Here is an 18645-nt window from a genome sequence, read left to right as displayed (position 1 = left end):
CTAGTTTTTTTAATAAAACAACTAACAACACTACTACTATGGGCTTTGATTCCTATAATAATTTCGGCTTATATCTGCCTATAACATCTAAAACCATCACACATTTAAGTATTTTTTGCAGTTGAAAATTAAAATTATAGCTCAATGTCAATTTTTAAGTTGGAAAAGTTAACAGAAGATTTTTGAATGGAATCAAAAAAAAATTAGGGTTAAATAAAAAAGAATATGGTGCTAAAATGGTACCTACTTGTACTTCACAGCTGTTCCTGTAGCTGTTATAATGAGAGAACTGCCTTGAAGACCGCCCATGGAAACGTATTCAACAAGCACTTCAATGACACTGTTTGCTCCAATTGCCTTAGCTTCATCTAACATTCTTGATATGGCCATTTCACGGGCGCTAGCCATGTCGTAATCACCCAGTTCAACAGGTTCAATAATGCTTGTGAGCTTTTCTATAGTTCCTTCAGATTCCCTTTCAGTTGCAACAGCTTCACCACTAACCATTCCCATGTACTTTTCTATTTTGCTAATATCTGCTGCTATTGACAAAATAGGTATTGGAAGGTCGTCAAGAAACTTTTCATCAACTCCTGGTGTTGCAGTGTCAATTTGTATTGATTCTTCAGGTTTAACACCTTTTCCCATGAGCCTTCTTGGAATGTAGAGTAAAAATCCGATGATTTTTTTCACAAAACCCACAGCTGTCACCATGAGAATGTAATTTACAAGGGTGGGGAATGCTGCCTGAAGTGTGAGTATAATGGCTATTATGGTTATGAGGCTGAGTGTTGCAGGTTCTTTGGTGGGGTCAATGACTGATGCCGGTAAAAACCAGCCGTAGATGTTGATCAAGATGAAGGTTATAAGTGCACTTATTGCACCAGTACTTTTTCCATACTTCTGACGTGCAATTAGGGTTTCAACAACACCAGCTATTAGTGGGCTTATGATGTACATTATGTTGAATCCAAAGATCACCAGGTGCCAAAGGATACAAAAGTATGCCGATGTGAATCCAACTAAAAATCCTGCAAGTACTGCTATGTATCCCCAGCGTTTTTCTTTTAAATTTTTCACAGTAGCCACCATAGCCATCTCCCAACAAAACTTTTTTTTAAATTATTTCTAATATTAAATCAGTCCATTTATCTATAATAAATGCTACGGTTCACAACGAAGTTCTAACCGTTTTCATAATGGAATTAGTTTATCTTCCAAGGTTTAAATGATATTCTACAAATTTTCGTATTTTGGAATTGGTTAAAGAAATTTGTACAAAAAAAATAGAAAAAAAGAATACTTTTGATTCCAATCAAAATCAATCAAATATCAAGTTGTATTCACTTTCAGATATTACTCCCTTATCCTTCAGGAGTTTTGCTAACTTTACCAATTTGTCAGAACTTCCTTCTTGACTTGAAACAGATTCAGTTTGTGGAGATGTTTCAGTTTCCTGATCATCATTTTGCATCGAGTTTAAAGATGTCATCCTTCTTCTAGTTCTTCTTCTTGCTCCCCCACGTCCCATAGGTCCTAGTTCCGGCATATAAATCATCCCCCATTTGTTTCTTAGACTATATTTATTTCAAACAATAGCTACAACACACATTATTAACTATTATTATGGTACTTCAAACCTAATAAATATTGGGTTCATCATCTCTCTACAGCCATAAAACTCATTTCAATCATATTTTAAGTGATAACTACCAGATACAGACGATAAATATATTCAAAAATCAAAACAAATGTTAATGAACAGTTGTCATAAGAAATAAATTAAATTAAGTTTTCGAATTTGAATCCTAAAGTAGGAACTTAACTAATTTCTGTGGCGTTTAAGACCTTAACATCACCTGCAACTACTGCTGAACTATTTTCCAACGTAACATTATAATTAACATTAGAATCACTCTCAATTCGATCGATCTTGATAATTTTCGAATCAATTCTTTGCCCCTGCGAACCAATTCCATAAACATTTAAAAGAACATCATCAAAATTTTCCTTGGAATCATCTCTAACAACACCAGTAATGTAAACAGCAGAACCATTAATAGCTTGTTCTACCAGTGGTGTGTTGTATTCAACAATTTTATCATCAAGATCCTGTTTTATCAGCGGATTAACTTCTCCAAATATGGATATAAAAATAATTACACTTAAAATAACTATTGTAATTTCTAACCTATATTTCTTCATGATAATAACCGATTTAAAACCTGTTTTTTTACGACAATATTTATTTTCTAACTTCAATTAAAAAAATAGGATTTTTCCTGGCTTTAAAAGATTGATCCTACAAATAATTTCAAATAGATCTAAGTTGAACTGCCATGTACAACCAAATGGAATTTTTTTTGTATTCTTTTTTATTTTAAAAAAAGTTCTATTTAAACTAATGGGCTTATCAATGAAAAATATCCTTTTAAAACTTAATAAAATAGTATTAACTCTTTAAAAGTTTATAAGATTAATAATAGGGGGCTAATATGAGCATTCACTAACATTAACTCATTTTATGAAATTGTAACCATATAATAAAAACAAATAATTACTTGGACAAACTATAATAATATTAATTATAACTTAATTGGAGGTGATAATGTGGCAAATCCAATATTAGCTTTGATTATTTCTCTATTTTTACCTGGAATTGGTACAGTCTATGCTGGAAATATTATGAAAGGAATAATAATTTTCATCGTAGCACTTATACTAGGCGCACTAGCAACTGTTTTCTTACTTGGAATCATTGCTTGGATACTTTACGTCATTGTATGGCTTTACGGTATGTACGACGCTTACACTACAGCCAGTGCAACCTAATACCAAATATCCATTTTTTTTATTTTTTTTGCATTTAATACCGTAGCTATGATTTTTAATTTTTTGTAACCCGGGATAGGATTATTGTTTTGAAACAAAATTTTAGTAAAAAAAAGAAAGAATGAAGTAAATTTATTTACTTCGCGGTACCATGAAACCAGCAATAACAACTAGTATGGCCAAAACTAATCCTCCAATAGGCACGCCTGTGTGCTGCATAGGAATTGTTTTACCTTCAGAATTGGAACCAGGATCTGCAGGGTCGGATTTATTTTCTATCGTTATGGTGTTGTTGGCTTGGTTTTGTGGGTTGGGGTTGTAGTTGGTTTGGTTTAGTGTTGCTGTGTTTGTGATGTTGGTGTTTGTTTTGGTTATTTGTGCTATGATGTTTAGTACTGTTGTTTGTCCGTTTTGTAGGTTTCCTATGGTCCATATGCCTGTTTGTGGGTTGTAGTTTCCGTTGGTTGAGATGAATTTTAGTCCTTGTGGTAGTATATCCGTTACTGTGACATTGGTTGTATTGTCTGGTCCGTTATTGGTTACTGTGATGGTATAGGTGATCTTATCGTTTAATTTTGGTTTTGAATTATTAACTGCTATTTTAATGGCCAATACAGATTCTTTTTCTATCGTTATGGTGTTGTTGGCTTGGTTTTGTGGGTTGGGGTTGTAGTTGGTTTGGTTTAGTGTTGCTGTGTTTGTTATGTTGGTGTTTGTTTTGGTTATTTGTGCTATGATGTTTAGTACTGCTGTTTGTCCGTTTTTTAGGTTTCCTATGGTCCATATGCCTGTTTGTGGGTTGTAGTTTCCGTTGGTTGAGATGAATTTTAGTCCTTGTGGTAGTATATCCGTGACGAATACGTTGGTTGTGTCGTCTGGGCCGTTGTTGGTTACTGTGATGGTGTAGATGATTTTATTGTTTAGGTGTGGTTTGGTGTTGTTTACTGTTTTTTTGATGTTTAGTTGGGATTCTTTTTCTATCGTTATGGTGTTGTTGGCTTGGTTTTGTGGGTTGGGGTTGTAGTTGGTTTGGTTTAGTGTTGCTGTGTTTGTGATGTTGGTGTTTGTTTTGGTTATTTGTGCTATGATGTTTAGTACTGCTGTTTGTCCGTTTTGTAGGTTTCCTATGGTCCATATGCCTGTTTGTGGGTTGTAGTTTCCGTTGGTTGAGATGAATTTTAGTCCTTGTGGTAGTATATCCGTGACGAATACGTTGGTTGTGTCGTCTGGGCCGTTGTTGGTTACTGTGATGGTGTAGGTGATTTTATTGTTTAGGTGTGGTTTGGTGTTGTTTACTGTTTTTTTGATGGTTAGTTGGGATTCTTTTTCTATGTTTATGGTGTTGTTGGCTTGGTTTTGTGGGTTGGGGTTGTAGTTGGTTTGGTTTAGTGTTGCTGTGTTTGTTATGTTGGTGTTTGTTTTGGTTATTTGTGCTATGATGTTTAGTACTGCTGTTTGTCCGTTTTTTAGGTTTCCTATGGTCCATATGCCTGTTTGTGGGTTGTAGTTTCCGTTGGTTGAGATGAATTTTAGTCCTTGTGGTAGTATATCCGTGACGAATACGTTGGTTGTGTCGTCTGGGCCGTTGTTGGTTACTGTGATGGTGTAGATGATTTTATTGTTTAGGTGTGGTTTGGTGTTGTTTACTGTTTTTTTGATGTTTAGTTGGGATTCTTTTTCTATCGTTATGGTGTTGTTGGCTTGGTTTTGTGGGTTGGGGTTGTAGTTGGTTTGGTTTAGTGTTGCTGTGTTTGTGATGTTGGTGTTTGTTTTGGTTATTTGTGCTATGATGTTTAGTACTGCTGTTTGTCCGTTTTTAGGTTTCCTATGGTCCATATGCCTGTTTGTGGGTTGTAGTTTCCGTTGGTTGAGATGAATTTTAGTCCTTGTGGTAGTATATCCGTGACGAATACGTTGGTTGTGTCGTCTGGGCCGTTGTTGGTTACTGTGATGGTGTAGATGATTTTATTGTTTAGGTGTGGTTTGGTGTTGTTTACTGTTTTTTTGATGTTTAGTTGGGATTCTTTTTCTATGTTTATGGTGTTGTTGGCTTGGTTTTGTGGGTTGGGGTTGTAGTTGGTTTGGTTTAGTGTTGCTGTGTTTGTTATGTTGGTGTTTGTTTTGGTTATTTGTGCTATGATGTTTAGTACTGCTGTTTGTCCGTTTTTTAGGTTTCCTATGGTCCATATACCTGTTTGTGGGTTGTAGTTTCCGTCGGTTGAGATGAATTTTAGTCCTTGTGGTAGTTTGTCTGTTACTGTGACGTTGGTTGTGTCGTCTGGGCCGTTGTTGGTTACAGTTATGGTGTATGTAATATTGTCATTCAATCTAGGTTTAGAGTTACTAACTGTCTTGTTTATAATCAAATATGATGTTGGTGTATTAATAGAGATTTTAACATTCTCATCATCGGCCAACGATTTAATTGTGTAAACTATGCCATTTTTGGCAATGATATTGTAACTCACTGTCGTATTTCTAATATCTCCTGTAACAATGCTACCATCTGGTTTGGTTACATTCACTTCAAAGTAGGGTAACAACCATTGATTGTTAATCACAGGAATGTTGGTTTCAAGTGAATAACCTAAAGTTACAGAATCTCCTGGAGCAACTGTTTTCGTGGCATTAACAGTTGTGTTGAAATTATTGGCAGATAACTGAAGAACGTACCAATATTTCATGTCCAGATTAGTTCCAGAATCGTTAACCTGCGTTGTGGCATTGTTAACACCCCACCAATTCAAATTAGCATCGGTGTTGCTACCATTATTATTCAAACCCAAATTATTATGGTATATTCTGTTATAATTCAATACATTACCAGTACCATTAACAATGAAACCATATCCTGTGTTTTTAAGGATTGAAGAGCTTAAAACTGTGTTATTATTACCATTTAAAAGGATCCCGTTACCATTATCAATTATGGAACCATTGGTGAATAAATTACCGGAAGAAGTTGAATTAAATATCAATCCCATGTTAAGGTTATTAATAATATTCACGTTGTTTAAAACATTATTAATGCCATTAACAATAATCCCGTTGGTGTTGTTTGACACCACAACATTGCTTAGAATATCTTTGTTCCCGTTAATAGCAAGCCCATACTGATTATCCGACACAGTATTCTGTCCTAACACAATATTAGTATTATTATAACCTATAACAATACCAACACCGTTGTATTTAACCGTGTTATCAAATATGTTGTTGTTAACTGCATATACAGAAACACCTACACCATTATTTAACAGATTATTATCAGACACAGAATTTCCAGAATTTTCTAATCTAATACCAGATAAAACATTGTTAAACACAGTATTATCCGTCAGTGTTGAAGTTCCCTTTCCAGATATAATTATCCCATTTTGAGAGTTGCCAGAAACTGTGCTACCCTTGATAACAGAACTACCAGAACTTGATACAGATATTCCTGATCCTTGATTGTTAGTAGCTGTGTTGTTGTTTAGTGTTGTGGTTCCTGTTCCTGTTACGCTTATTCCGTTTTGTGTGTTGCTAGAGGCTGTGTTGTTGTTTAGTGTGGTTTTTCCAGAACTTGATACTGATATTCCGGATACTTTGTTGTTTGTGACTGTGTTGTTGTTTAGTGTTGTGGTTCCTGTTCCTGATACTGATATTCCGGATACTTTGTTGTTTGTGGCTGTGTTGTTGTTTAGTGTTGTGGTTCCTGTTCCTGTTACGCTTATTCCGTTTTGTGTGTTGTTAGAAAGGCTGTTATTTGTTAAACTAGAATTATCTGCATTTAACAATAAAATTCCATTATTTTTGTTGTTTGATGCTGTGTTATTAGTTATAGTGGAATTAAATGTATTTATTAGTCGAATTCCATCATAACCATTGTTATTTGCTGTGTTATTAATTATGGTGCTGTTAGATGAAGTTGTTGTTGTGGATCCAACCACTATTCCGTTGTTTATATTATTGCTCACGTTGTTGTTGATTATGGTTGTGTTAACAGAATTGGCATACACGTATATTCCATCAACATTTTTGGTTATAGTGTTGTTGAATATGTAGGAATTGATGGAAGTGGCTGAAACAATTCCACCATTTCCTGGGCTGTTATTAATTATGTTACCAGATACATTGGAATTGATGGAAGACGACAGATATATTCCACGATTTGTATTGTTGTAGAGTGAGTTGTTAATAATGTCTGTATTTGAAGCACTATCTAGGGTTATACCATTTTTGGAGTTATTATAAACTGTGTTATTGTTTATACATGTATTATTGGACTTTGCTACGTAGATTCCATAGGTGTAATTACTTACTGAGAATCCTGTTATATTCACATTGTTAGCATTAGATACTGAAATACAAATGGCTGCTCCCTTTCCAATTAAGGTTACAGTACTGTTTGCAACGATGTTAACTGCATTTTTCACGGACAATGCTAAGTTTAGATAGGTGCCTGATTGAAAAATTATGTTATCTCCATCAGATATGCTAAGTCCCTTCACTGTAATACCGCTAAAGAAGTTGTTGATATCAGCTGTGGTCCAGGTATTATTATCTATACTTACATCAGCTGCACTAACGTTGTTTAAACACATAAAAAAACAAAATACAACCAGCAATAGTTTTATAATACCCTTTTTATTGTCTATTGTCATGTTTCACCTCCTGTTTATTTTTTTTGGAAATGAACATGTGTAGTTATTAAGGTGATATACCTCATGATCCTATTTAAAAAATTCACAAAAGATACTATTTAATAAAAAATTTAGTTAAGCACCAAATAGGGATTTTTTTAATATATTAACCAATTAAATATCTTTAACATGATATTTCATATCCATATTAAAAATAATAAATTCACACATATAAAGCTGCCTATTTGGATTGTTAAAAAAAAGAGGATGTAAATTAAAACCATAAATAAGCTCATTTATGAATATTGATCCATATTAATCAGTTAAATTTTTTATATTACTTTATAACTAAAAAATTAGGAATCACAAAAAAAGCTATTGTCTGTGAAGTGGTTTGAACTGAACAAAAAATAGAGTAACGTAAAATGAATTTAATGGAGGGGTGCCAGATAAAGAAGGAGTTAACGACAACTATATCATGTTTTAATTTCATATTATATACTAATAATATGGTGTATTTCGAGTTTGATCCTTTAATTTAGGGGATTACAATTTGGAATTTAAAGGAATATTTTTAGGCACTATATAAATTGAAAAATTTTAAATTTATTTAACAAAGGATCTGGAGCTGTAAAAAATGTCTGGAATGGGAGAAAAGGCACGCACAGTAGTAAGTGGTGTAGGAGATAAGGTTTCAAGTAGTGATGAAGGAAGTGTAGTTGACTCTGTAGGTGAGAAGGTATCAGGACTCGGAGAAAAAATTAAGGGCACAGTTAAGAGTGTTCCAAAATCAGCTTCCAAGAGTACAGATGATTTATCACTTAGAATTGATGATTATTTAGATGAGAAAAGTAGCCAGCTAATTGTTGACTGGGAACTTGCAACCAACAACGATATAGAGAACATTGAAAAGAAATACAGCAAGGTAGCACAGGATCTTTCAACGTTAGATACTAATTTCAGTGAGTATCGTGATGAAACAAACGATAAAATTAAAAAAATAGAGGAAAGACTTCAAAAGCTCGAAAAACCTTAGAAATTTTCATCAAGCTTCTTTTTTATTTTTAATTCCTTTTCATAAATTTCATGTTTTAACAACTGCACACCCTATTTTTTTTGCCACATCAAATTTTAGCCATAATCATGTTTGAAAATGATATTTGAATGGTTTTATTAAGTTTTATTGGTTAACTGGGAAATTGTGTACTGGGTTTAAGTTCACGTTGTCTATGGTGTTGTTTGTGATGGTTGTGGAGATGTCTTTGAAGATTGAGGAGTAGTTGTAAATTCCCCCTCCCTTGATGGATGCATAGTTTTTTGTGACTGTGCTGAAGTGCAGGTTGATTAATCCGTAGTTACTGATTCCTCCTCCGTAACTGGCAACGTTGGAATTTATTTGGGTTACAAATATGTCGAATATTCCATTGTTGTTGTAAATTCCACCACCTTCAATGGCTTTATTTCCATTTATGTACGAACTGACTGTGGATATTACACAATGGTCGTTGTTTATTCCACCACCGATCTCAGCTTTATTATTTGAAACCCGAGACTGGTAGAGCTGCAGTTCTCCCTTTGAATTAATTCCTCCGCCCATTTCTGCAGTGTTTGAAAGAATATTGGTTCTCATGATGTAGGCGGTGTTGAGATTCTGAATACCTCCACCATTGTAGTTGCAACTGTTGTTTGAAATAGAGGATCCCCTGATGTTTACAGTACCTTCGTTGTAAATTCCACCACCGTCATTGGCCCTGTTGGATGTAACACATGAATATTTCAGGGTTAGTGTACCTTGATTTCGAATTCCTCCACCTAAAGAACTTTTACCATTGGTGAAGGTTAATCCATCTATTTGAACATCTCCAGAGTTTTTAATCCAAACACAAGAACTTTTATTGTTCCCGTTGATCACGGTGTTTTTAGAACTGTTACCAATTAACTTAACATTCTTATTTATCACGAGATTTTCAAAGTAAACTCCCTTGGCAACAACCACACAAAAATTACCACTTCCAACATTGATGGCTTTCTGTATGGTTTTAAATGCCTGTTTAAGATTTTTTCCCGTGTTATTATCGTTTCCCTTCATATCAACGTAGTAAACACTAAGATCGTTTGATGTTGGATTAGAACTCTGTACCAACTTACCACCATTATTCACGGTCTGGGAAGCATTTGTAGCCTGACTTGCAGATGCTGTTCCTAAAATTATTAAAATTATTAACGGTATGAATACAACTTTCAGATTTTTCATGACCAAACCTCCAAAAATTTCATTTTTAGGGATTCATTGAGAACCATCCTAAAAAAATCACTTAACCCCTCAATCCACTACAATGTTAGATACTTTTAATGTAAAAGTGAGACTATATATATTTATTCATTATATTATCTATTTATTCAGATTTATTATTATGATTAAGGTTTTATTCCTAAAAAATTCTATTTTTGTTCAGATTAGATCAAAAAAAATAAAAAAATGGAAGATTAAATTGTTAGTTCTGGATCTTCACTTGAATCAGTTTCATTTTCTAATTCAAGGACTGATCTGTACATGAGGCTGGTACTTCTATATAGAAATATTGATGCAAATGGTCCAATAATCAGGGCGTTAATAATAATTCCAATAAATTTAACGTGTCCTAGTCCAAAAGCAAAGATAATGGTCGTCCCAATAATTATTATAACTGCGTAGATGATTCCAGTCACAATGTACCATCCAATGTAGTTTCCAAGTCCAATTTCAGATATTTTGGTCCGAATTTCACTTAATTTAAGCGCGTAACTAATATTATTCTCATTTTTGGCCATGTTGGCAAGGGCCATGAGAATCAACGGATAAACAATGATGAGGTAGATTCCAACAATGGCCAGGATTGCCATCAGCATAATTTTACCCAAAACACTAGTTGAAGCTCCTGAGGAAATTAAGATCAGGCTTATGATGAAACCAAATACAAACAAGAGTATTAGGAGTGGAATTATGAAGATGATCAACACTATCCATATTTTCACACCATCTTTAAACATTCCCATCCAGTTTCCAAAATCTGGTAAAACATCGTAGCCACCTATGGATGAGTTCAGTATCCTCAGGTTGTAACCACTCCTGAAAATCATAAGTAAAAGTGTTAAAATGAGAAAAAGTCCAAAAATACTACTTTTAAATCCAAACGACTGTACAATTGAGTAAATTTCTGCAAATAAAATTATTACCCCTAAAATTAAAAAATTCTTTTTGTTTGAAAGGGGATAACCCAACGAATTCTTAACAATATCTCCAATATCCAATGTTTGACCTCCATGATTTTATTCACGATATGATCTTAGTCTCATTTCCCAATACTTAAACTTTGATGAATTATTCCAAGTAGAGCAGGATAAATTAAATAAATTTAAGTTTCATAGAGGCGGATCTAGTTTAGGGAAAAATTAAAGATATTTCAAGATGAATAAATTATTAAATGATCATTTTTCTGGGTGAAGGTTCATGGATAGAGATACTTTAATCAAGCACAAGCTCATGATGCAGAGTGATAGGATAAATAAATATCTTATGAACAGAATTAATGGACTGTATTCACTGATTTTGATAGCTTTAATCTTAAATATCTTCATTTATTTCGAATTTAACAGCATAAATTTTCTTTTTAATGTGGAAAATAGGTTGGAGTTAATGGTTTTCATTTTAACTGTGATATTGGTGGATGCCACGTTAGCACTACTGTCCTTCACATATCTCTTGGTTATTAAAGAGGATGATCAAAATTCAATGGATTTAAAGGGAACAACAATACTCAGTGATAAATCAGCCGGAGAAATAAGCTACATAATCAAAAATTGGAAAGAAGGATTGAAAGATAAATCAAGGCATTTACAAAGTCAGAAAAAAAAGTTACTGGAATACATAGATAAAATTGGAATTAAAGACGGAAATTTAGACTCAGAACCCAGAAACAAACATGGAAAACATGAAAAAAGAAGTGACGTCTTCAAACTACGGGAAATAGATAGGGATAGCAGAATGCCCACCTACGTAATTGAATCCAAATTAATTCAAATAAGCGAAGATTTAGATGTTTTTGATGATGATCTGGAAGAACTGGAAAGAAACGATGAAGATCATGAACTTAAATCTTCCCTTATAGAAGCAAGGGATCTGTATGAAAAATTGAAGGACCTTGAAAATGAAATCTTGGAAAATTTAACACTCCTAGAATATTCCATGGAGATATACAACTTCAAAACTTTGAAGATCATAGGAAAACTATTTTTTCAAAGTTCCATATCCATAATAATTGGATTTTTCATACTGGGCATTTTAGTATTTGCACTGCAAAATGACGTAATATTAGCAGTTCTTCAAAGCTTTGGAAGCTTACCACTACAACTCATCATATTCTTTGCATCCATTTTTGTGATAGATGGTTCATGGTCCTTTTTAAGGGCAGTATACTCATTTTTCAAACTTTACATCCGAGATTAACCACTAACAGCCTAAAAAATAGCATCAAAAAAAATAGTTGTTAATTTTTACCTAATTTTTATGTTAGGGTTCTTTTGTGTGGATATCATTCTTGGGAGTAATGTGACATCTCATTTACATCGTAGAAAATTTTACAGAAAAATTTACATGCAGATTTAAGTTCCAGTTCTCCTTTTTCAGTGAGTGCGTATGTTTTAGCTTCATCCACAGTTATTAATTCATTCTTTCTGAGTTCTTTAAGTGCGGGATAGATGGTACCGGGGCTGGGCTTGGTTCCTCGTCGTTTTTCAAATTCCCTTGATATTTCTGCCCCATTCATTTCACTCTTTTTTAGAGTCCAGAGTATGAGAAAGGTCAAATATCCCTTCATATCGCACTGCATACTAATTTGTATGGTTTGGAGCTATTAAATTGTATCGGAAAATCAATATTGGATGTCCGATAGATATATATGTTTTTTATTGCATATCGTATATTAAAGATGGAAATGGGGGTGAGATCATATTAGTAAGTTTTGAACTTCAGCACTGGTGCTGCGGACCTAAAGGCTGTGAATTAGAAATAGTTTACGGAGAAATGATAGACGCAGAATAAATAATTTGTTTTCAACCTAAAAATCCAATATTTTTTTTTTAAAACTTCAAATTTTTATTATTCTTTTTAAAAATCTACGCCCTAAGAAATTACCTCCCCTCATTAAATAGTGGAGCTGGTCCCAAGGGAATTCTGCCATAATCCTAAAAAAAGGAAAAAAAATTTGCTTAAACGGTTTTAAATCTTAAAATGTAGTTGGATTTGAACTGGTTTCCTACCTTATCCTTAACTGATCCCCTGGGTATGATTATGCTGTACCAGGTGTGCCCTGCTTTCTTGTTTTGAAGAATTAATGCATTGCCATTCAAAGTTTTATATGTGGGAACTGGTTTTCCTGTTCCCATGTTGGTGACTCTTATGTTATTGAAATTAATACCCCTAAAAATGGCTTCGTTGAAGTAGATCTCAAGGTTGCTTCGTGTTGAAACATGGGTATTCATCATTTTAGGGCTTGTATACTTGATTGTAGGGGGATTTTTATCAATGGTGTAGGTGGCTTTACCAGTTGAGGTGTTGCCTGCAAGGTCCACGCCTAAATACCTTATTATTGTGGTTTTTACTAGTTTAAATGGGCCGATGTATTTTTTGCTGAGGTTGGTGGGTGTGCTGTTGTCAAGGGTGTAGTAGATAGTTCCAATTTCATCCATCTTAATTGTAACAGTTTTCGTGCCGTTGTAGTATCCTGATACAGGGGTTACTGTTAGTTTTGGTACTCTGTTGTCCACTGTGAAGTTTGAGTAAAAGCTTTGATTCATACAATTGTTTGATACATCCATCAGACTGTTAAAAGGTAAATAAAGTTTATAATTACCATCCGGTAAATAAAATGCTCCGGTTACTGTAACGATGTTGTCAAAGATATTGGTTGTTATTGGAACATTTCCAGTGGGGCCTTTGAGGGATATACCACCGTAATTTGGTCCGGCCTGCACAGCTTCGCTGAGTTGGAGTGTTAAGGTTTTAATTTTTCCCTTGAAATGGGATTTATTGGGTGGTGTTTGGGACTGGACTTTGGGGGTCACGTTTATTTTAATGGTTGTGTTTAACACTTGACTGTCCATAAATGATGTGATGAGTGCGGTTCCAGATACTGCGCCAGATTTTAAGGTGGTTGTACACAGTCCATTTTTTGTGTTAACTGAAGGTTGAATTATTCCGAGTGTGGAGTTAAATAATACTGGCATTCCATCTGGAAGATGACCATTTAAAGGATCGTGATAGTTGTTAAAATTATCATGAACCATATCCACAGTCACATTTAATGAACATCCCTCCCCAATTGTGGTACGATCAACTTTCATAAGCATCACCATCCATGATGTGGTGTTGACTCCGTAGTTCACCAAGTCTGATGGGTCTGTGTTTGATCCCCACCAGTTGAAGTTGGCATCAACCACTCCAAATGGACAGTAGATCTCCCCTGCTAAAGGTTGGTTGTTAGTTATCTGATTGTAATTAACGAAGGAGTTGTATCCGAAGTAACAGTAAATAGCCCCTCCATTAGCAGCCTGGTTATTATTTAGTCTGCTCATTGAAACATTTAAATATCCTAAATTGTAAATGGCACCGCCATCCCCATTAACAGCTTTACAATTAGTTATGGAGCAGTTGAACACGTTCAATGTTCCTTCGTTGTATATGGCTCCTCCGTTAATGCTTTTTCCATTGACCATGATCATGTTGATGAGGGTTAGGTTCGCACCTTTATCAACTGTGAATATCCTATCTGAATTAAACCCATCTACCACGGTGTTTGTATGTCCTTGGATGGTAATGTCCTGGTTGATATAAATTCCATTTTCCCTGTAGCATCCGGAAGCCACTTCAATGGTTCCGTTATTCTTAACTGTTGCCACCGCATTTTTAAGTGTGGCCTTAGGACCATTGTGGGTTGTGCTGTTGTAACTAGCTGCAAGCCCGTTCCATGAATCATTACCATGGCAATTCACATAGATGGTGGGAGTTTCAGCTGCATTTGCTGTTCCAGCACAACTAAGAATCATTAAAAATATTCCAAAACAAATTAAACCAAGTAAACTAGTATTAACACCATCAATTCCCATTTTTCCCCACCTTAACAGATCGAACACTTAAATAAAGTTCAACCTTAATCTATTGAATCTGTATTTGGTGTTTACCACTAAAATATTTTCTAAAATCATTTTTTTATTTTTAGATCATTTGATTGAAAACAAAAATATTAGTTTATCTAATAAAACATAAGATAAAAACTAGTAATTAGTTAGTGGGAAAATTAATATTCAAAATGAAGTAGAAATTTATGGATTCATAATTAGGATGGTTAGTTTTAAATGACAAAAGAAGCAGCTAAAACAGCAATGGGACCCACATTTATGATTGCTGTTGAACAATCGTTCCCTGAAGAACAAAGAATAATAACAGATGAACTGGCCTACCCAATTTTACCCCTGAGTTACAGGTTAATGGTTAAGCTGTTTAACATAAAATTCGTGAGGCATTGGCTTATAGGCACAACTGAAACCAGCACACCGGGATTGTGGAGTGGAATCATGCTCAGAAAACTTTACATCCAACACAAAATTAACACTTCCCAGTCTGAAATAGGACAGGTGGTTAATTTAGGGTCTGGATATGATACAATGGCCTACACTCTCCCATCATTATCTGACATGTCAGTATGGGAACTCGACCAAAAAAATGTTATTGAAACCAAAACCCAAAGACTAGAAACCAGTATGGGAGAAGTACCTGGAAATGTCAAACTCATGGCAATGGATTTTGATCATGAAGACATTGGCCAAGCACTTAAAAGACAAGGTTACTCGGATGAAATGCCAACTTTCTTCATATTAGAAGCAGTGACTCAGTATTTGGATGAAGAAAGTGTTAAAAAAATGTTCACATTTTTATCCCAAGCTCAAACCGGCAGTAAACTCATCTTCACCTACATTTTAAGGGAATTTATAGAGGGTGTTGAAATGTACGAAATGAAAAATCTCTACAAAAAATATGTTTTCCCCAAGATCTGGAAATATGGACTCTTCACCCAGGACACCAAGGAATTTCTAGAAGGATATGGATGGAAATTAATCGAAGATGTTGAAGCCGATGATATCAACGACGACTATATCAAACCCAACAACAGGAACCTTAAAACTACAAATCTCGAGAGAATAGTCTATGCTGAAAAGATTTGACTGACTACTTTTTTGACTACTTTTTTGACTACTTTTTTGACTACTTCTTCAAAACGTAGTAGGTGGAACGGCTACCGCCCTGTTGTTCGATGATATTTTCATCCATAAGATATCTTAAATCTTTATAAGCTCCCTGTCGAGAGATATTTAAAAGATTTTGAACTTTAGAATTCGTGATGCTGCCATTTAGATGTATGTACTCCAATATTTTCCTATTTTTTTCCGACAGCTTAACTCGGTTTTCTTTCGATTTTTCAGGTGAAATAAGAAGCAGTTGGTCCTTGATTTTTAATAGGGAATGTTTAAATCCTTCTATAAAGTAGTCTAGCCAGTGTGTTAAATCTTGAGTTTTTTGATCCACGGAGTTTAGAGCTGAGTAGTAATCTTCTCTGTTTTTGTCGTAGTACTCGTCCAGTGTGAACATTCTATCCATATCAAATTTTCTGGTATGGAGATAGAGTGCAGTTAGTACTCGTCCTGTTCTCCCATTTCCATCAATAAATGGATGTACTCTCACAAATTCATAGTGCAAAATACCTGATGCAATAACTGGGTTTAATTCTTCCGAATTATTGATCCATTTAACCAGGTCACCAATGCTTTTTTTGATGGAGTTTACAGGAGGGGGTGTAAAAACAGTTTCTCCTTCCTTGTTAATTATATGAACTGGAACTATTCGATATTGGCCTTCTAAATATGTGTAGTCTAGTGTGTAATGTGTAATGCCTTCATGTAGATTTAGTATAGTTTTTTCGACTATTTTACCATTGACTAGATAGTTTTCAAGGTTTTTTAGCACATTTATATAATTTAAGACTTCTTGATCTGATTTTCGTTGTGATGTTTTTTCCATGGTCTTAAAAATAGCTTCAACTTGATCCATTCTCAAGGGATTTCCTTCAATGGCTGTAGAATGATGTGCAGCTTTTAAAACAGCATCCCGTCTTAGTGATACTTCCGTTTCTAATATTAACGGTGAGTTTATTATGAAATCTTTAATGGATTGTATTTCCACCAAATTATTGACCATTTTGTTGGTGTAGTTGAATTTTGGTTTAAACATGCTAACCCCTTTTTAATTTCTAATGGTACTATGTGCAGTACAAAATATATATTTGACTATTTTTTGACTACTAATCTTTAGGTTTTTATTTGACTGGCAATTTATTCATGAAAATTTTACCTGAAACTAGAATAATTAGTTTGAGAAATTAGAAAAAAAGAATGGAAAAAGAAAGTTAAAATAAATAAAGTTAACATCTACATGTTTAGATCGTAGGTTTCGGATACTGAACCCCTATTTTTCCATGTTGGAGCACCAAGTTTGCTAGTTTTTGACGATGTATCACAGATTAATTGAGTTCCGTTTTCAAGGAGAACCACAGGCCAAACATGTCCATAAACACTTCCACCCATGAACTGTACGGCACCGGAATAATCGAATTTTGTAGCGTTATGAGGTATTCCTGCAGCTCTGCATAGGGCTATAAATAATCTTGCCTGATCACAACAATTCCCTTCACCTAAAACAGCAGTTTGAACTGCGTAGTGTTTTGAATTGTAGTACATGGGTTTTTCATACTTCACATTGCTGTGCATCCACTTAAAAATAGCTTTAACAATGTTGTACCGGGAATCAGTACTATTTTTAGTCACATTTTGGGTTATGTTGGCGGCCAGTTCAGTGATGTATGGATGTTCACATTCGTAGTAACCATCAACCTTTACTCCGTTATTTACGCTGTTGTCTGCGGCGTATGCAAGATTGGATACACCTGTCATTGCTATGAACATTCCACAAATGAATACAAGTGATACAATTCTTTTTAAACAATTACCTCTGTACCCTTCCATTACCTTCAAAACCTCCTTTAAACCTTAGATCTTATGGACAAAATCAAGTGTTAACTTTAAGGTGTAAAAGTTTAGACATATAAACATTCCTATTTGGGAGGTTAAGGACATAGATTTTGTTAAATTTTAGAAAAAAATAATTCAAGAAAAAATAGTAGTATCCCAGAAAAGATATGATTTTAAGAAAAAAATAGTTAGTATCCCTGGTGAAATTGGGTTCAATTCATGTTTGAGGATTTTTACACAATTTTACAATATTCCAAAAATTTAATCATTTGATCGAATGATCTGTGGACTGTTTCTTCTGTTGCCACTCCCTGTGGAGATAAAACTTCACATGTTACTGCGGGTATTCCCTGGATGTTTGAAACGTCTTCAACAGCCCCTTCATAATCAACACCAGCCAAATCATAGGTTATGAGTGATGAATTAGAATATGATGAAATATACTCGGCCATAACATAACTTTCGTATTCTGGAGATTTAGAACAGAGCACACTGTAATTTCCAGGATAGCCTCCGGGTTGTGTGGAATGAAAATCTCCAAGTCTTTCAATTCCCAGCTGTTTACAAGCTAATATTACTGCATTTGAAGGTGTGCCTTCCTTATTTGCGTTGCTGTTTAAATTCTGATGATTCCAGTAACGCAAAGTTTGAGATGTTCCGTTTGGTGATACAAATGGCACCACATAGACTGTTCCATTAATTTCCCGCCCTTTCAGATAGTTAATCAATTCCATTGCAGCTAGTTGTGCTGGTATTTCATTTCCATGTACTCCAGCTGTTATCATTACCTTGGGGCTGCTGCCGTTGCCAAGGATGATCATTGGAGTCCCAAATTTTGCCAATCTACATACCGAATTTGAAATGTCTGTGTTAGCAACGTGATCCTTTATGTACTGGTTGTGTGTAACCTCACCACCGGTCATGGTTTGGGGATTGTAGTAGTCAGTTCCTACGTAGATCAACATCATTTTTCCATTATTCCCATCAATAGACTGTGCAAAACCAATTTGCATAAAACAAGACAGAACCAACAACAGTACAGTAAACCCGTATTTTATCATTGTATTCT

General features: G+C 34.6%; 17 protein-coding genes. 5 read left to right on the top strand and 12 right to left on the bottom strand.

Features of this window, described 5'->3' with window-relative positions; genetic code table 11:
* Positions 1-243: 243 nt before the first annotated feature.
* The 3 genes from METBO_RS08045 to METBO_RS08035 all read right to left on the bottom strand — a co-directional run bounded on the left by METBO_RS08045 (position 244) and on the right by METBO_RS08035 (position 2205).
* Positions 244-1092 carry a YbjQ family protein gene (locus tag METBO_RS08045; RefSeq protein WP_013645198.1) on the bottom strand — a complete coding sequence of 283 codons (849 nt, stop codon included), beginning with the start codon at positions 1090-1092 and terminating at the stop codon, positions 244-246.
* A 229-nt stretch (positions 1093-1321) separates the two neighbouring features.
* A complete protein-coding gene (locus METBO_RS08040; RefSeq protein WP_013645197.1) occupies positions 1322-1549 on the bottom strand; it encodes a hypothetical protein in 228 nt (75 codons plus the stop codon).
* Between the two features lie 272 nt (positions 1550-1821).
* The gene (locus METBO_RS08035; RefSeq protein ID WP_013645196.1) at positions 1822-2205 is read right to left on the bottom strand and encodes a hypothetical protein; all 384 of its coding nucleotides are present in this window, start codon (positions 2203-2205) and stop codon (positions 1822-1824) included.
* A gap of 405 nt (positions 2206-2610) precedes the next feature.
* Between METBO_RS08035 and METBO_RS08030 the strand changes: the two genes are divergently transcribed.
* Positions 2611-2832: a hypothetical protein gene (locus tag METBO_RS08030; RefSeq protein ID WP_013645195.1), complete on the top strand. Its 222-nt coding sequence runs from the start codon at positions 2611-2613 to the stop codon at positions 2830-2832.
* Positions 2833-2964: 132 nt separating this feature from the next.
* On the opposite strand, the gene METBO_RS08025 is transcribed toward METBO_RS08030, so the two are convergent.
* Both METBO_RS08025 and METBO_RS08020 read right to left on the bottom strand, forming a co-directional pair.
* The gene (locus METBO_RS08025) at positions 2965-4668 is read right to left on the bottom strand and encodes a DUF11 domain-containing protein (protein WP_013645194.1); all 1704 of its coding nucleotides are present in this window, start codon (positions 4666-4668) and stop codon (positions 2965-2967) included.
* The gene (locus tag METBO_RS08020) at positions 4626-7478 is read right to left on the bottom strand and encodes a right-handed parallel beta-helix repeat-containing protein (protein WP_013645193.1); all 2853 of its coding nucleotides are present in this window, start codon (positions 7476-7478) and stop codon (positions 4626-4628) included. The genes METBO_RS08025 and METBO_RS08020 overlap by 43 nt, the downstream gene beginning before the upstream one ends.
* 616 nt (positions 7479-8094) lie before the next feature.
* On the opposite strand from METBO_RS08020, the gene METBO_RS08015 reads away from it, so the two are divergent.
* Positions 8095-8493 (top strand): hypothetical protein, encoded by a 399-nt coding sequence (locus tag METBO_RS08015; RefSeq protein ID WP_013645192.1) that lies wholly within the window; start codon positions 8095-8097, stop codon positions 8491-8493.
* Between the two features lie 144 nt (positions 8494-8637).
* On the opposite strand, the gene METBO_RS08010 is transcribed toward METBO_RS08015, so the two are convergent.
* Positions 8638-9711: a right-handed parallel beta-helix repeat-containing protein gene (locus METBO_RS08010; RefSeq protein WP_013645191.1), complete on the bottom strand. Its 1074-nt coding sequence runs from the start codon at positions 9709-9711 to the stop codon at positions 8638-8640.
* 233 nt (positions 9712-9944) lie between these two features.
* Positions 9945-10748, bottom strand: a complete 804-nt coding sequence (locus tag METBO_RS08005) for a DUF4013 domain-containing protein (protein WP_013645190.1) — start codon at positions 10746-10748, stop codon at positions 9945-9947.
* 199 nt (positions 10749-10947) lie between these two features.
* Here METBO_RS08005 and METBO_RS08000 point away from each other — a divergent pair, with 199 nt between their 5' ends.
* On the top strand, positions 10948-11943 hold the full coding sequence (locus tag METBO_RS08000) for a hypothetical protein (RefSeq protein ID WP_013645189.1): 996 nt from the start codon (positions 10948-10950) through the stop codon (positions 11941-11943).
* 85 nt (positions 11944-12028) lie between these two features.
* On the opposite strand, the gene METBO_RS07995 is transcribed toward METBO_RS08000, so the two are convergent.
* A complete protein-coding gene (locus METBO_RS07995) occupies positions 12029-12325 on the bottom strand; it encodes a PadR family transcriptional regulator (RefSeq protein ID WP_173319767.1) in 297 nt (98 codons plus the stop codon).
* A gap of 29 nt (positions 12326-12354) precedes the next feature.
* On the opposite strand from METBO_RS07995, the gene METBO_RS07990 reads away from it, so the two are divergent.
* Positions 12355-12537 (top strand): hypothetical protein, encoded by a 183-nt coding sequence (locus tag METBO_RS07990; RefSeq protein ID WP_013645187.1) that lies wholly within the window; start codon positions 12355-12357, stop codon positions 12535-12537.
* Between the two features lie 167 nt (positions 12538-12704).
* Here METBO_RS07990 and METBO_RS07985 read toward each other — a convergent pair whose 3' ends face one another.
* Positions 12705-14600 carry an Ig-like domain-containing protein gene (locus tag METBO_RS07985; RefSeq protein WP_013645186.1) on the bottom strand — a complete coding sequence of 632 codons (1896 nt, stop codon included), beginning with the start codon at positions 14598-14600 and terminating at the stop codon, positions 12705-12707.
* Positions 14601-14849: 249 nt separating this feature from the next.
* Here METBO_RS07985 and METBO_RS07980 point away from each other — a divergent pair, with 249 nt between their 5' ends.
* Positions 14850-15716, top strand: coding sequence for a class I SAM-dependent methyltransferase (locus METBO_RS07980; RefSeq protein ID WP_013645185.1), 867 nt, complete (start codon positions 14850-14852; stop codon positions 15714-15716).
* 40 nt (positions 15717-15756) lie between these two features.
* Here METBO_RS07980 and METBO_RS07975 read toward each other — a convergent pair whose 3' ends face one another.
* The 3 genes from METBO_RS07975 to METBO_RS07965 form a co-directional block, all read right to left on the bottom strand.
* Positions 15757-16779 carry a Fic family protein gene (locus METBO_RS07975; RefSeq protein ID WP_013645184.1) on the bottom strand — a complete coding sequence of 341 codons (1023 nt, stop codon included), beginning with the start codon at positions 16777-16779 and terminating at the stop codon, positions 15757-15759.
* A gap of 197 nt (positions 16780-16976) precedes the next feature.
* Positions 16977-17570: a transglutaminase-like domain-containing protein gene (locus METBO_RS07970; protein ID WP_013645183.1), complete on the bottom strand. Its 594-nt coding sequence runs from the start codon at positions 17568-17570 to the stop codon at positions 16977-16979.
* Between the two features lie 239 nt (positions 17571-17809).
* Positions 17810-18637, bottom strand: coding sequence for a succinylglutamate desuccinylase/aspartoacylase family protein (locus METBO_RS07965; RefSeq protein WP_013645182.1), 828 nt, complete (start codon positions 18635-18637; stop codon positions 17810-17812).
* Positions 18638-18645: the final 8 nt, after the last annotated feature.

It is taken from the genome of Methanobacterium lacus, from assembly GCF_000191585.1.
Lineage (GTDB): Archaea > Methanobacteriota > Methanobacteria > Methanobacteriales > Methanobacteriaceae > Methanobacterium_B > Methanobacterium_B lacus.
This window is presented reverse-complemented; position numbering and strand designations above follow the sequence as displayed.